Source organism: Aquincola tertiaricarbonis (genome assembly GCF_000969605.1).
In the GTDB taxonomy this organism is placed as follows: Bacteria; Pseudomonadota; Gammaproteobacteria; order Burkholderiales; family Burkholderiaceae_C; genus Aquincola; species Aquincola tertiaricarbonis.
The window spans coordinates 181,468-193,581 of the sequence record NZ_JZUE01000007.1 but is presented as its reverse complement, the minus strand read 5'-3'; the positions used below and the strand labels follow the sequence as shown (position 1 = coordinate 193,581).

9 protein-coding genes are annotated in these 12,114 nt (G+C 72.3%); 4 read left to right on the top strand and 5 right to left on the bottom strand.

Features of this window, described 5'->3' with window-relative positions:
- The first annotated feature begins 68 nt into the window (after nt 1-68).
- Nucleotides 69-521 (top strand): hypothetical protein, encoded by a 453-nt coding sequence (locus tag VO99_RS10735; RefSeq protein WP_046112832.1) that lies wholly within the window; start codon nt 69-71, stop codon nt 519-521.
- Between the two features lie 106 nt (nt 522-627).
- Complete coding sequence (locus tag VO99_RS10730) at nt 628-1,698, top strand: AI-2E family transporter (RefSeq protein WP_046112831.1); 1,071 nt, start codon at nt 628-630, stop codon at nt 1,696-1,698.
- Here VO99_RS10730 and VO99_RS10725 read toward each other — a convergent pair.
- The gene (locus VO99_RS10725) at nt 1,695-2,159 is read right to left on the bottom strand and encodes an Lrp/AsnC family transcriptional regulator (RefSeq protein WP_198156917.1); all 465 of its coding nucleotides are present in this window, start codon (nt 2,157-2,159) and stop codon (nt 1,695-1,697) included. The genes VO99_RS10730 and VO99_RS10725 overlap by 4 nt on opposite strands.
- 93 nt (nt 2,160-2,252) lie before the next feature.
- Here VO99_RS10725 and VO99_RS10720 point away from each other — a divergent pair, with 93 nt between their 5' ends.
- The gene (locus tag VO99_RS10720; protein WP_046112925.1) at nt 2,253-2,873 is read left to right on the top strand and encodes a LysE family translocator; all 621 of its coding nucleotides are present in this window, start codon (nt 2,253-2,255) and stop codon (nt 2,871-2,873) included.
- 3 nt (nt 2,874-2,876) lie between these two features.
- On the opposite strand, the gene VO99_RS10715 is transcribed toward VO99_RS10720, so the two are convergent.
- From VO99_RS10715 to glnE, 4 genes are read right to left on the bottom strand one after another with little or no spacing between them, the layout of a single operon-like run.
- Nucleotides 2,877-3,539 (bottom strand): glutathione S-transferase family protein, encoded by a 663-nt coding sequence (locus VO99_RS10715; RefSeq protein WP_046112830.1) that lies wholly within the window; start codon nt 3,537-3,539, stop codon nt 2,877-2,879.
- A gap of 25 nt (nt 3,540-3,564) precedes the next feature.
- Nucleotides 3,565-4,458, bottom strand: coding sequence for a DMT family transporter (locus VO99_RS10710; protein WP_046112829.1), 894 nt, complete (start codon nt 4,456-4,458; stop codon nt 3,565-3,567).
- Entirely contained in the window at nt 4,455-5,054 is a 600-nt protein-coding gene (rrtA, locus tag VO99_RS28760) for a rhombosortase (RefSeq protein WP_052736251.1), read from the bottom strand. The genes VO99_RS10710 and rrtA overlap by 4 nt, the downstream gene beginning before the upstream one ends.
- Nucleotides 5,055-7,775 carry a bifunctional [glutamate--ammonia ligase]-adenylyl-L-tyrosine phosphorylase/[glutamate--ammonia-ligase] adenylyltransferase gene (gene glnE, locus VO99_RS10700; RefSeq protein WP_046112923.1) on the bottom strand — a complete coding sequence of 907 codons (2,721 nt, stop codon included), beginning with the start codon at nt 7,773-7,775 and terminating at the stop codon, nt 5,055-5,057.
- Nucleotides 7,776-7,974: 199 nt separating this feature from the next.
- Between glnE and VO99_RS10695 the strand changes: the two genes are divergently transcribed.
- The gene (locus VO99_RS10695; RefSeq protein WP_083440506.1) at nt 7,975-12,093 is read left to right on the top strand and encodes a YhdP family protein; all 4,119 of its coding nucleotides are present in this window, start codon (nt 7,975-7,977) and stop codon (nt 12,091-12,093) included.
- Nucleotides 12,094-12,114 lie beyond the last annotated feature (21 nt).

Sequence of the window (12,114 nt, the reverse complement as noted above, 5' to 3'; positions counted from 1 at the left end):
TTGCCTTCGGCGTTCACGGCGCTTTCACGCAAGCCGGACAGACTCGGCCGCGACGCAGGAGAACAACGATGAAGAAGCAACCTTTCCGCTTCTGGATGACCGGCTGTGCGGCCGTGCTGCTGGCGTCGATGGGAGCCCAGGCGCGCGACGGCCGCGCCGACGAGCGCAGCGCCGCGCTGCGCCACAGCCGCTATGGCCTGAAGGAAACCGTGCTGCGCCTGGAGGCCAGCGCCCAGCGCCACGGCCTGCAGGTGCTGGCCCACGTGGCCGCGCCGCAGCGCGTGGGCGATGCCGGCGAGTCGCTGCTCATCGTGTTCGCCTCGGCCGAAGGCGGCACGCCGGTGGTGATGGACCGGCCCGGAAGCGCGCCCCAGGCGCCGCTGGCGCTGGTGGTGAGCGCCCGCCGCCCTGCCGGGGAAGCCGACGTGTCAGTGCCCTGGGCCGACTGGGCCGGCCTGCCCGAAGGCGTGGTGCGCGAGCTGACGGCCCTGCCGCGGCTGGTGGACGAGGCGCTGGGCTGACGGCCGCCGGCACCGCGATCAGCGGCGCCGTCTGACGCTGGGCGCCGCCGGGCGGCGATATGCTGCTGGCGCCCATCGACCACCCGGGGCCTGCCGCCTCGCTTACATGAACACACCCGCGTTGCACCGCAAGGCGTTCCTGCTGCTGCTTTTCATCGTCACGGTGGCCTTCGGCTGGATCCTCTGGCCGTTCTATGGCGCCGTGTTCTGGGGTGCGGTGCTGGCGCTGCTGTTCTCGCCGCTGTACCGGCGGCTGCTGCGCCGCATGCCCCGCCACAACAACCTGGCCGCGCTGGCCACGCTGGGCATCTGCCTGGTCATCGTCATCCTGCCGATCGCGCTCATCACCGCCTCGCTGGTGCAGGAGGCGGCGCTGGTGTACGAGCGCATCCGCTCCGGCCAATGGAACCTGGGCAACTACGCAAGGCAGATCTTCGATGCGCTGCCCGGCTGGCTGGTGCAGCTGCTGGACCGCTTCGGCCTGGGCAACTTCGCCGCGCTGCAGGAGCGGCTCACCTCCGCCGCCGGCGAGGTGAGCCAGTACGCGGCCACGCAGGCGGTGAGCATCGGCAGCAACACGCTGCAGTTCGTGGTGGCCTTCGGCGTGATGCTGTACCTGCTGTTCTTCCTGCTGCGTGACGGCGCACGGCTGTCCATGCGCATCCGCCAGGCCATTCCGCTGGACGAGGCGCACAAGCGCAACCTCATCGGCAAGTTCGCCACCGTGGTGCGGGCCACCGTCAAGGGCAACGTGGTGGTCGCCATCACGCAGGGCGTGCTGGGTGGCCTCGCCTTCTGGGTGCTGGGCATCCAGGGCGCCATGCTGTGGGGCGCGCTGATGGCCTTCCTCTCGCTGCTGCCGGCCGTGGGTGCGGCGCTGGTGTGGGGCCCGGTGGCGGCGTATTTCCTGGCCACGGGTGCGCTGCTGCAGGGCTTCGGGCTGATCGCCTACGGCGTCTTTGTCATCGGCCTGGTGGACAACGTGCTGCGCCCCATCCTGGTGGGCAAGGACACCAAGATGCCGGACTGGGTGGTGCTCATCAGCACCCTGGGCGGCATGGCGATCTTCGGCATCAACGGCTTCGTGCTGGGGCCGGCGGTGGCGGCGCTGTTCATCGCCACCTGGGATATCTTCGCCCACTCGGACGAAGCCCAGACCGAGCCTGAAAGAAACTAGGCCGGCGCCACCAGCCCGCGCCGCGGGATGGGCGTGGAGAACACGATGGACGTGCGTGTCTCGCCGTAGCCGTTGATGGTGCCGAGGAAGCGCTCCAGGTCGGGCAGGTCGCGCGCCACCACCGTCATCAGGTAGGAGTCGGCGCCGGCCACGTGGTGGCACTCCAGCACCTGCGGCGTCTGCGCCAGCTTGGCCAGCAGCCGCTGCTTGCCGGGCTGCGCCGCCGTGATGCCGACGATGGCCTTCACCCCATAACCGACACGCGCCGGATCCAGCTCCGCGCCGATGGAACGCACCACGCCCGCGGCCTGCAGGCGCTGCAGCCGCTCCACCGTGGCAGGGATCGACAGGCCTGCCGCGGCGGCCAGCGTCTTCAGCGGGGCGCGGCCGTCAGCCTGCAGCGCCTGCAGCAGGCGCCAGGCCTTGTCGTCCAGGCGCACGGGCGGGTCGGTTTCTGTCATGCGAGCCTTGTGGCTGAAAAAGCGCGGGTGCTGCGCTGTTCGGCCTTCATTCTGCGCTGGCTGAAGCGGGTCGTGCCTTCGCACAATCACGCCATGTCGCCCTCCGCCATGCTGTTTGCCCAGTCCATGCTCATCGGCTTGTCCATCGCGGCGCCGGTGGGGCAGATCGGGGTGCTGGCCATCCAGCGCACGCTGCAGCACGGCACCGCTGCCGGGCTGGCCACCGGCCTGGGCGCCGCGCTGGCCGATGCGGTCTATGGCGCCATCGGGGCCTTCGGCGTGGTGGCGATCACCCAATGGCTGCTGGGCGCACGCGGTTGGCTGCACGGCGGCGGCGCGCTGGTCCTGGCGGTGATCGCCTGGCGCACCTGGCACCAGCCGCCCGCGCAGCAACGCACGGCGGCGGTCGGCGGGGGCGCGCTGCTGCGCCTGCTGGCGGGCACCTTCGTGCTCACGCTCGCCAATCCCTCCACCATCCTGTCGTTCGTGGCGGTGTTCGGCATGCTGGCCGGCCGCACCGCGGCACCGGCCTCGCCGTGGCTGATGGTGGGCGGGGTGCTACTGGGCTCGGCCCTGTGGTGGCTGCTGCTCGCCGCCGCGGTGGGGCGGCTGCGCACACGCTTCGATGCGCGCTGGCAGCGCCGGGTGAACCAGGCCTCGGCACTGCTGCTGGGCGGCTTCGCGTGCTTTCAGCTGTTGGCGCTGGCCCGCTGAAGCTTACTTCTTGCTGGCCGCGGCCATGCGAGCGGCGGTGTCGGCCTTGCGGTCGGCGTCCACCCGCTGCACCGCCGGGCGCTCGGCCAGCAGCTTGGCATAGGCTTTCCAGTCGATGCCGTGCTTGAGCAGCAGGTCTTCGCCGTAGATGGCCTTGGTGGCCATGCCCACCAGCGGCAGGTTGGTGTAGGCCGCGCAGTCGGCCATCGTGAAGTGCTCGCCGGCCACGTAGGGCTTGAACGAGGCCAGCCGCTGGAAGCCGGGAATGTGCTTGTCCAGCTTCTGGCGCACGCGCTGCTTGGTCTCGTCGCTCACGGTGCCGCCGAAGAAGGCCTCGCCATACAGCTCGCGCGCCACCAGCTCCAGGTGCAGGTCGAGGAAGGTGATCAGCTCATGCTGCTTGGCGCGGCCCCAGGCGTCGGCCGGCAGCAGCGCGGGCGTGGGGTATTCGGTCTCCAGCCAGTCGACGATGGCCTGGCTTTCGCACAGCGTGCCCTTGTCGGTGCGGATGAAGGGCACCTTGCCCAGCGGCGAGGCCGACAGCACGGCCTCGTCCTTGGAGCCGGTGTTGACGTATTCCTCGGTGAACTCGATGCCCTTTTCCAGCAGCGCGAGCTTGACCTTGTTGTAGTAGTTCGAAACCGGAAAACCGCAGAGCGTGATCATGGTCGTCTCCTTCTTGATGGTTTGACTATCGCCGGTTGACCAGCACCAGCCCCAGCACCACCGTGGCCAGGGCCAGCAGCAGCCGGGGCGTGATGGGCTCGTTCAACACCAGCGCCCCGGCCACCAGGCCCGAGATGGGCGTGAGCAGCGTGAACGAGGCGATGCGCGTGGCCGCGTAGTGCCGCACCAGCCAGAACCACACCAGGTAGCTGGCGAAGGTGACGATCACCGTCTGGAACAGCAACGCACCCCACGATACCGCCGCCACCGCCTGCGGCCACGTCTCGTGCGCGACAGGCGCGGCCACGCCCAGCAGCAGTGCCGACACGCCCAGCTGGTACAGCAGCGTCTTCTCCGGCGCGGCGCCCGCCAGCCGGGTGGAGCGGATGGACAGCGTGGTGGCACCCCAGATCAGCGCCGCCAGCACGCCGCAGGCATCGCCCAGCCATTGCCGGGGCCCGGCGCTGGGCTGGGCGAAGCCTTCGGCAAAGGCCGCGGCCACGCCGCCGAAGGCCACGACCAGCCCGGCGAACTGCACCGGCCGCAAGCGCTCCGATCGCGCGATGAACGGCATGCCCAGCGCCACCACGAACGGCGCCAGGTAGATGAACACCACCATGCGCGAGGCGGTGGTGAACTGCAGCCCGAAGAAGATCAGCCCGAACTCCACCGCGAACAGTGCGCCCGCCAGCAGGCCGCCGGCCAGGGTGCCGTCCCGCGTGAACAGCGGGATGCCCCGCAACCGCGACCAGGCCAGCACCAGCAGCGCCGCGCCGGCCGAGCGCAGCGCCGCCTGGGTGAAGGGCGGAAAGTCCGCCAGCGCGATCTTGGTGGCCACCTGGTTCAAGCCCCACAGCACGCAGCACATCAACAGCAGGGACAGCGCAGCGCCGTCCAGCGTGCTTCTTCGTTCGGTCATCCGGATCGTTCCTTGGTGAAGGCGCGCGCCAGGGCCAGGGCGGCCGCGGCGCACAACAGGGCGGCGAGCGTGCCGGTGGCATGGGCGATGGGCGCGATGGGAATGTCCCAGCCCGCCACATGCTGCACCGGGCCGCGCCAGGGCGCCTCGCGGTACAGCTTGACGCCCAGGCCCAGCAGCACGCCCCAGCCGATGATGGGTTCATGCCCCTGGCCGCGCAGGGCCACGTACAGCGCGGCCGCCGCGGTGCCGCCATGCAGCACGCCCGACAGGCCGGCATAGTGCTGCAGCGCCGGCTGCAGCCACAGCAGCGCATGGCCCAGCGGCCAGGCCAGCAGCCAGGCCAGCGTGATCCACCACGGCACGCGGGCGATGAGGCCGAAGGCCGTCACCACCACGCAGCCCAGCAGGTTGGCCAGCAGGTGGCGGGTGCTCAGGTGCACGAAGGCGGCGCTGAAGGCACGCCACGGCTCGGCCATAACCAGCGCCGGCTGCCAGTCCAGCAGCGTGCGCGGGTACAGCGTGCCGGCCAGCGCGCCGCCCGCCAGCACCAGGCCCAGCAGCAGCCAGGCCACGCCCGGCCGTGCGAGCAGCATCTAGCCGAACACCGCGCGCCACACGGCCAGCACGGCGTCGTGCTCCTTGGCCAGCGTGTCGGGCGGGAACTGCGTGGGCTGCTCGTCCAGGCGTGCGCGGTGCTGCGCGCGGCGCAGCTCCCGGTAGGCATCGGCGGCGGCCATGCCGGTGCCGGCGGGCAGCAGCCCGGCGGCCTCGGCACGCTGCAGCAGCGCGATGTTGCCCACGTTCGGGCGCAGCTCCGGGTGCTCGGCCGAATGGCGCAGCACCAGGTACTGCACCACGAACTCGGCGTCCATCATGCCGCCGGCGCTGTGCTTCACGTCGAAGCGCCCGGGCTTGACCGGATGCGCGGCACGCACCTTCTCGCGCATGGCGTGGATCTCGTCGCGCAGCGCCGCGGGCTCGCGCGGGGCGGTGAGCACCGCGCAGCGGATGGCCTCGAAGCGCTCGAACAGCTCGGGCGCGCCGGCGCAGCAGCGGGCGCGTGTGATGGCCTGGTGCTCCCAGGTCCAGGCCGCATTGCTGCCGCGGCCCACCTGGTACTTCTCGAACGAATTGAGCGAGGTGACCAGCATGCCGGAGTTGCCGTTGGGCCGCAGCGCGGTGTCGATCTCGAACAGCTCGCCCGCGGCGGTGCGCAGCGTCAGCCAGGTGATGAGCTTGCGCACGAAGGCGCCATACACCTCGCTGGCGGCATCGGGGTCGGCCTCGCCCTCGGCGTCGTAGAGGAACACCACGTCCAGGTCGCTGCCGTAGCCCAGTTCCTTGCCGCCCAGCTTGCCGTAGGCCACGACGGCGAAACGCGGCTCCTCGCGGTGGCGCTGCTTGAGGTGGCGCCAGGCCCAGCGCAGCGCGCAGTCCAGCGTGGCATCGGCCAGCGCGGAGAGGTCGTCGGCCACCTGCTCCACGGTGATGTGGCCCTCCACGTCGCGTACCAGGGTGCGGAACACCTCGGCATGGTGGGCGCGGCGCAGGGTGTCCAGCAGCGCTTCCTCCGAAGCCTCGCCCGAGCGCTCCCAGGCCGTGTAGCGCTCGTCCAGCTCCAGCGTGAAGGCGGCGCGGTCGAAGCGGCTGTGCAGCAGGCGGTCGTCGGCCAGCTCGTCGATCACGCCGGGATGGCGCATCAGGTAGCGCATCGGCCACTTGGCCAGGCCCAGCAGGTGCAGCAGCCGGGTCTGCACCTCGGGGCGCTCGACCAGCAGGGCCAGATAGCTCTCGCGGCGCAGCAGCGGCTCCACCCAGTCGACGAAGCGCAGCACCGCGTCGCCGGTGCAGTCGCTTTCGGTCATGCGCTTGGCCGCGCGCTGCACCAGGCGGCCCAGGCGCAGCTTGCTTTCGTCGCGCAGGGCCTGCACCCGCGGGCTGTGCGACCAGCGCTGCACCCGCTCGCGCAGCGCCGCGGGCAGCAGCTCGTGCAGCGTCTCGCTGTCGATGGGCAGCGGGCCGGTGCCGCAGGTGCGGCAGCCGTTGCGGCCCGGCGCGCTGGGCGTGGGCGCCTGGCCGTCGTGCAGCAGCGCATCGAATTCGGTGGCGACGAACTCGCGCGTCTCGCCCAGGTGATGCAGCAGCGCGCAGGGGTTGTCGGGCGTGCCCAGGCCCAGGCTGCCGGCGATCCAGCCCAGGTCGTGGTCGGCGGTGGGCAGCAGGTGGGTCTGCTGGTCGTCCAGGAACTGGATGCGGTGCTCCACCCGGCGCAGGAAGGTGTAGGCCTCGGCCAGCCGCTCGGCGGTGGCGGCCTTCATCAACCCACGCGCCACCAGGCGCTGCAGACCGCGCAGCGTGGAGCGGGTGCGGATCTCGGGGAACTGCCCGCCGCGCACCACCAGCAGCAGCTGCACGATGAACTCGATCTCGCGGATGCCGCCGCGCGACAGCTTCACGTCGTTGGCGCGCTCGGGCCGGCCGGCGGCGCGGCGCTGCGCCTCCTCGCGGATCTTGCGGTGCAGCTGCCGCAGGCCTTCGAACACGCCGTAGTCCAGGTAGCGGCGGTAGACGAAGGGCGTGACCAGGTCGCGCAGCTGCAGCGCGCGGCCGCTGTCCACCGCGGCGCGCGGGGCCACCACGCGGCTCTTGAGCCAGGCGAAGCGTTCCCATTCGCGGCCCTGCACCTGGAAGTACTCCTCCAGCATGGCCAGGCTGACGGCCGGCGGGCCGGAGTTGCCGTTGGGCCGCAGCATCAGGTCGACGCGGAAGACAAAGCCGTCGTCGGTGGTGTCGCCGATCAGCGTGTGGATGCGGCGCACCACCTTGGCGAAGTACTCATGCGCGCTGATGGGCTCGGGCCCGGTGGTCTGGCCGTCTTCCTCGTAGACGTAGATCAGGTCGATGTCCGACGACACGTTCAGCTCGCGTGCCCCCAGCTTGCCCATGCCCACGATCCACAGCTCCACCGGCCGGCCGTCGGCCGTCAGCGGCGGGCCGTGGCGCACGTCCTCGTCCGCGCGGGCCTGGGCGAGGGCGCGTTCCAGCGTCACCTCGGCCAGCGTGGTCATGGTGTGCGTCACGTCGTCCAGCGACGCGGCCTGCTCCACGTCCATCACCGCCAGCCGCTCGAGCACCACCTGGCGGGCCACGCGCAGTGCCGAGGGCAGCGGCCGGCCATCGGCCAGCAGGCGGTCGATCAGCGCCTGGATGGCGTCGGCATGCGGAATGCCAACAGGCAGCAGGGCCGTCTCGGCGGCATAGCGGCGGCGGATTCGCTGGACGAAGCGGCTGTGGTCGGCCGTGGGCAGAGGCATGTTGAAGGACGAGGTCTGCAAGCGTGGATGTAACGGCCCGGATGAGGCGCTTCGAGGGCGGCGGTGTGCGCCGGGCGGGCCGCCGGGCCCGGAAATGCCTGTGCTAGATTGCCGAGCACCCGAGGCAACTGCCCACGGCCCAGGGGCGTCGTCTGTCCCGGCCATGTCCGATGGCCGCTGCCTGGCGTGATTTCATTCGATGCCTCCGTCCCCTCTGGCTTCTGCCGATGCCGCCCTGGTACCGCCCCGCTGGCGATGGGCCAGGAACCTGCTGCGTGTGCTGGCCGCCGTCGTCGTCGCGGGCTGGAGCTTATTGCTCATCGCTTGGCTGACTCTGTACTGGGGAATTCTGCCCCACGTCGATGAATGGCGCGGCCCGATAGAAACCCGCGCCAGCCGGGTGCTGGGCGTGCCGGTCACCATCGGCGGCATCCAGGTGGAATCGAGCGGCTGGGTGCCTTCGCTGCGCCTGACCGACGTGGTGCTGCACGATGCCCAGCGGCGCGAGGCGCTGCGCCTGCCGCGGGTGGCGGCGGCCGTGTCGGCGCGCTCGCTGCTGGCGCTGGAGCTGCGCTTCGAGCAGCTGCTGATCGAAGGCGCACAGCTGGACGTGCGGCGTGACCGGCAGGGCCGCATCTTCGTGGCCGGCATCGAGGTGCCGCGCAGCCAGGGCAGTGGCGAGAACCCGGCGGCGGACTGGTTCTTCGAGCAGCACGAATTCGCCATCCGCGGCGGCGCGCTGCGCTGGACGGATGAACTGCGCGACCTGCCCGCACTGGAACTCACCGACGTGGACTTCGTCGTGCGCAACCGGCTGCGCCGGCATGCGCTGCGGCTGGACGCCACGCCGCCCGCGGGCTGGGGCGAGCGCTTCTCGCTGCGCGGCGATTTCACCGAGCGGCTGCTGAGCCGCAGCGGCGACTGGCGGCGCTGGGTGGGCACCGTGTATGCCGACCTGCCGCGCACCGACGTCTCTCAGCTGCGCCGCCACGTGGACCTGCCCTTCGAGCTGGATGCCGGCGATGGCGCGCTGCGCCTGTGGGCCGAGGTGGCCAACGGCACCGTGCGCGCGGCCACCGCCGACCTGGCGCTGCGCGAGGTGGCGCTGCGGCTGGGGCCGCAGGCCGAGCCGCTGGCCTTCGAGCAACTGCAGGGCCGGCTGCAGGGCCAGCACGACGACCGCGGCTGGCGGCTGTCGGCCCAGCAGCTGGGCTTCACCACGCCCGACGGCCTGCGCTGGCCGCAAGGCAACCTCACGCTGGCGGTGCGCGAATCGGGCACCGGCGCGCAGCGGGTGGTGCAGGGCGGCGAGCTGAGCGCCGACCGGCTGGACCTGGCGCTGCTGTCGCGCATCGCGGCCGGCCTGCCGATGCTGGATGCGGCGCAGCGCGAGTCGCTCGCCCGGCTGGCGGCCACCGGCCGCGTGGACAACCTGGCCGCCCGCTGGGACGGCCCGGCCGAGGACCCGCTGCGCTACAGCGCCAGCGCGCGGCTGGTGGGCGTCTCGGTGGCGCCGGAGCCTGCGGCCGTGGCCGACGAGCCCGGCCGGCCCGGCTGGCGCAATGCCACCATCGAGCTCAGCGCCAGCGAGCGCGGCGGCAGCGCCCAGGTGACGCTGGACCAGGGCGCGCTGCTGCTGCCCGGCGTGTTCGAGCAGCCCGAGGTGCCGTTCGACCGGCTGCAGGCCGACGTGAGCTGGCGCATCGACCCGGCGCGGCGCGAGGGCGAGGCCAGCCCGCTCAGCGTGAAGGTGCAGAACCTGAGCTTCGACAACGCCGATGCACGCGGCGAGCTGCAGGCCCAGTGGCGCACCGGCCCTGGCGAGGGCCACGGCGCGGGCAAGCGCTTTCCCGGCGTGCTGGAGCTGAGCGGCAAGCTGCAGGAGGGCCGGGCCACCGCCGTGGCGCGCTACCTGCCGCTGGCGCTGCCCGCCGACACCCGCAGCTACGTGGCCGAGGCGGTGCAGGCCGGCCGCATCACCGGCGCCAGCTTCAAGGTGCGGGGCGACCTCTGGCAGTTCCCGTTCTCCGATCCGCAGCAGGGCGACTTCCGCATCGCAGGCAAGGTGGCCGGCGTCACCCTGGCCTATGTGCCGCTGAGCCTGCAGGCCAGCAGCACCGACCCCGCCAAGGCCGCCTGGCCGGCCTTCGAGCAGGTGGCCGGCGAGCTGGTGTTCGACCGCGCTTCCATGGCCATCCGCCAGGCCAGCGGCCGGGTGTATGGCGCCGCGCTCAGCCGCATCGAAGGCGGCATCCCCGACCTGGACAAGCCGGTGCTCGCCATGGACGGCCTGGTGCGCGGGCCGGGCAACGAGCTGCTGCGCTTCGTGCGCAATTCGCCGGTGGACGAATGGACCGACCGCAGCCTGACCACCGCCACCGCCAGCGGCAATGCCGACCTGCGGCTGGCGCTGCAGATCCCGCTGGACGACCCCGAGCAGACGCAGGTCAAGGGCAGCGTCACCCTGGCCGGCAATGAGCTGCGCCTGCGGCCCGACGTGCCGGTACTTTCCGCCGCCCGTGGCCGCATCGACTTCACCCAGGACGGCCTGAAGCTGGTGGGCACCACCGCCCGCGCGCTGGGCGGCGAGCTGGCAGTGGAAGGCGGCAGCCAGCCCGATGGATCGCTGCGCTTCAGCGGCCAGGGCACCGCGACGGTGGACGGCCTGCGCCGCGCCACCGAGCTGGGCGGCGCCACCCGCCTGGCGGGCGTGCTCAGCGGCCAGCTCGCCTACCGGCTGGCGCTGGCCTTCGTCGATGGTCACACCGAGATGACGCTGACCAGCCCGCTCACCGGCCTGGGCATCGACCTGCCGGCGCCACTGCGCAAGCAGGCCGATGCGCCGATGCCGCTGCGGCTGGAGCTGCGGCCGGTGCCTGGCGCAGCCGCCGCGCGCGATGTGCTGCGGCTGGACCTGGGCGGCGTGCTGCAGGCCCAGTACCTGCGCGAATGGCCGGCCGAGGGCGCGCCGCGCGTGCTCAGCGGCGGCATCGGCGTGCGCGCACCGGCGCCCACGCCCACGGCCGGCGTGCAGGCCCAGGTGCTGCTGGCCAGCGTGGACGTGGACGAGTGGCAACGCGCGCTGGAACGCCTGGCCACCAGCACGCCGGCCGGCGCGGCCTCGCCCGCCGCCGGCAGCGACATCGACGCCGCCCATGCCTACCTGCCGCGCGCGCTGGCGCTGCAGGTGCAGCAGCTGGCCGCCAGCAGCCGCACGCTCACCCGCGTGGTGGCCGGCGTCAGCCAGACCGACGACGGCACCTGGCGCGCCAGCGTCGATGCCGAGCAGCTCGGCGGCTACATCGAATGGCGGCCCGCGCGCGCCTCGGCCGCGGCAGGGCGGCTGTATGCGCGGCTGGCGCGCCTGTCGCTGCCGCCCAGCGAGGCGCAGACGGTGGAGACCTACCTCGCGCAGTCGCCGGCCAGCGTGCCCGCACTGGACATCGTGGTGGACGACTTCGAGCTGTCCGGCAAGCGCTTCGGCCGGGTGGAGATCGAGGCGGTCAACCGGGGCGCCGCCGGCACGCGCGACTGGCGGCTGAACAAGCTGGAGGTGACGGTGCCCGAGGCGCGGCTGTCCGGCAGCGGTCAGTGGTCGGGCGCGGCGCGCAACCGCAGCCGCATGGTGCTGGACTTCCGGCTGGACCTGGCCGACAGCGGCGCCTTCGCCGAACGGCTGGGCCTGGGCAAGGTGCTGCGCGGCGGCAAGGGCCGCATGCAGGGCCAGATCGCGTGGGACGGCTCGCCGCTGGCCTTCCACGTGCCTTCACTGGGCGGGCAGATCAACCTGGCGCTGGATGCCGGGCAGTTCCTCAAGGTGGCGCCGGGCATGGGCCGGCTGCTGGGCGTGGTGAGCCTGCAGGCGCTGCCGCGCCGGCTGACGCTGGACTTCCGCGACCTCTTCGGCGAGGGCTTCGCGTTCGACAACGTGAACGGCGACGTCAGCGTGCGCGACGGCGTGGCGCAGACCAACAACCTGCGCATGCGCGGCGTGCAGGCGGCGGTGCTGATGGAAGGCCGCGCCGACATCGAGGCCGAGAACCAGGACCTGCGCGTGATCGTGGTGCCCGAGCTGAACGCCGGCACCGCCTCGCTGGCCTATGCGGTGATCAATCCGGCGGTGGGCCTGGGCAGCTTCGTCGCGCAGATGTTCCTGCGCCGGCCGCTGATGGCCGCCAGCACGCGCGAGTTCCGCATCACCGGCACCTGGGCCGAGCCCAAGGTGGAGAAGGTGGAGCGTGCCATCGGGGCGCCGCTGCCCGAGATCGACCCGCCCGCCGCGGCCGCCAGCCCCGCCGCGCCCCGCAACGCCAACTGATGCCGACCCCCCGGAGAAGCG

What these genes read in the sequence shown, in the direction of transcription:
- VO99_RS10735 (WP_046112832.1), top strand. Translation starts at nt 69, where the DNA reads ATGAAGAAGCAACCTTTCCGCTTCTGGATGACCGGCTGTGCGGCCGTG.
- VO99_RS10730 (WP_046112831.1), top strand. Translation starts at nt 628, where the DNA reads ATGAACACACCCGCGTTGCACCGCAAGGCGTTCCTGCTGCTGCTTTTC.
- VO99_RS10725 (WP_198156917.1), bottom strand. Translation starts at nt 2,159, where the DNA reads ATGACAGAAACCGACCCGCCCGTGCGCCTGGACGACAAGGCCTGGCGC.
- VO99_RS10720 (WP_046112925.1), top strand. Translation starts at nt 2,253, where the DNA reads ATGTCGCCCTCCGCCATGCTGTTTGCCCAGTCCATGCTCATCGGCTTG.
- VO99_RS10715 (WP_046112830.1), bottom strand. Translation starts at nt 3,539, where the DNA reads ATGATCACGCTCTGCGGTTTTCCGGTTTCGAACTACTACAACAAGGTC.
- VO99_RS10710 (WP_046112829.1), bottom strand. Translation starts at nt 4,458, where the DNA reads ATGACCGAACGAAGAAGCACGCTGGACGGCGCTGCGCTGTCCCTGCTG.
- rrtA (WP_052736251.1), bottom strand. Translation starts at nt 5,054, where the DNA reads ATGCTGCTCGCACGGCCGGGCGTGGCCTGGCTGCTGCTGGGCCTGGTG.
- glnE (WP_046112923.1), bottom strand. Translation starts at nt 7,775, where the DNA reads ATGCCTCTGCCCACGGCCGACCACAGCCGCTTCGTCCAGCGAATCCGC.
- VO99_RS10695 (WP_083440506.1), top strand. Translation starts at nt 7,975, where the DNA reads ATGCCTCCGTCCCCTCTGGCTTCTGCCGATGCCGCCCTGGTACCGCCC.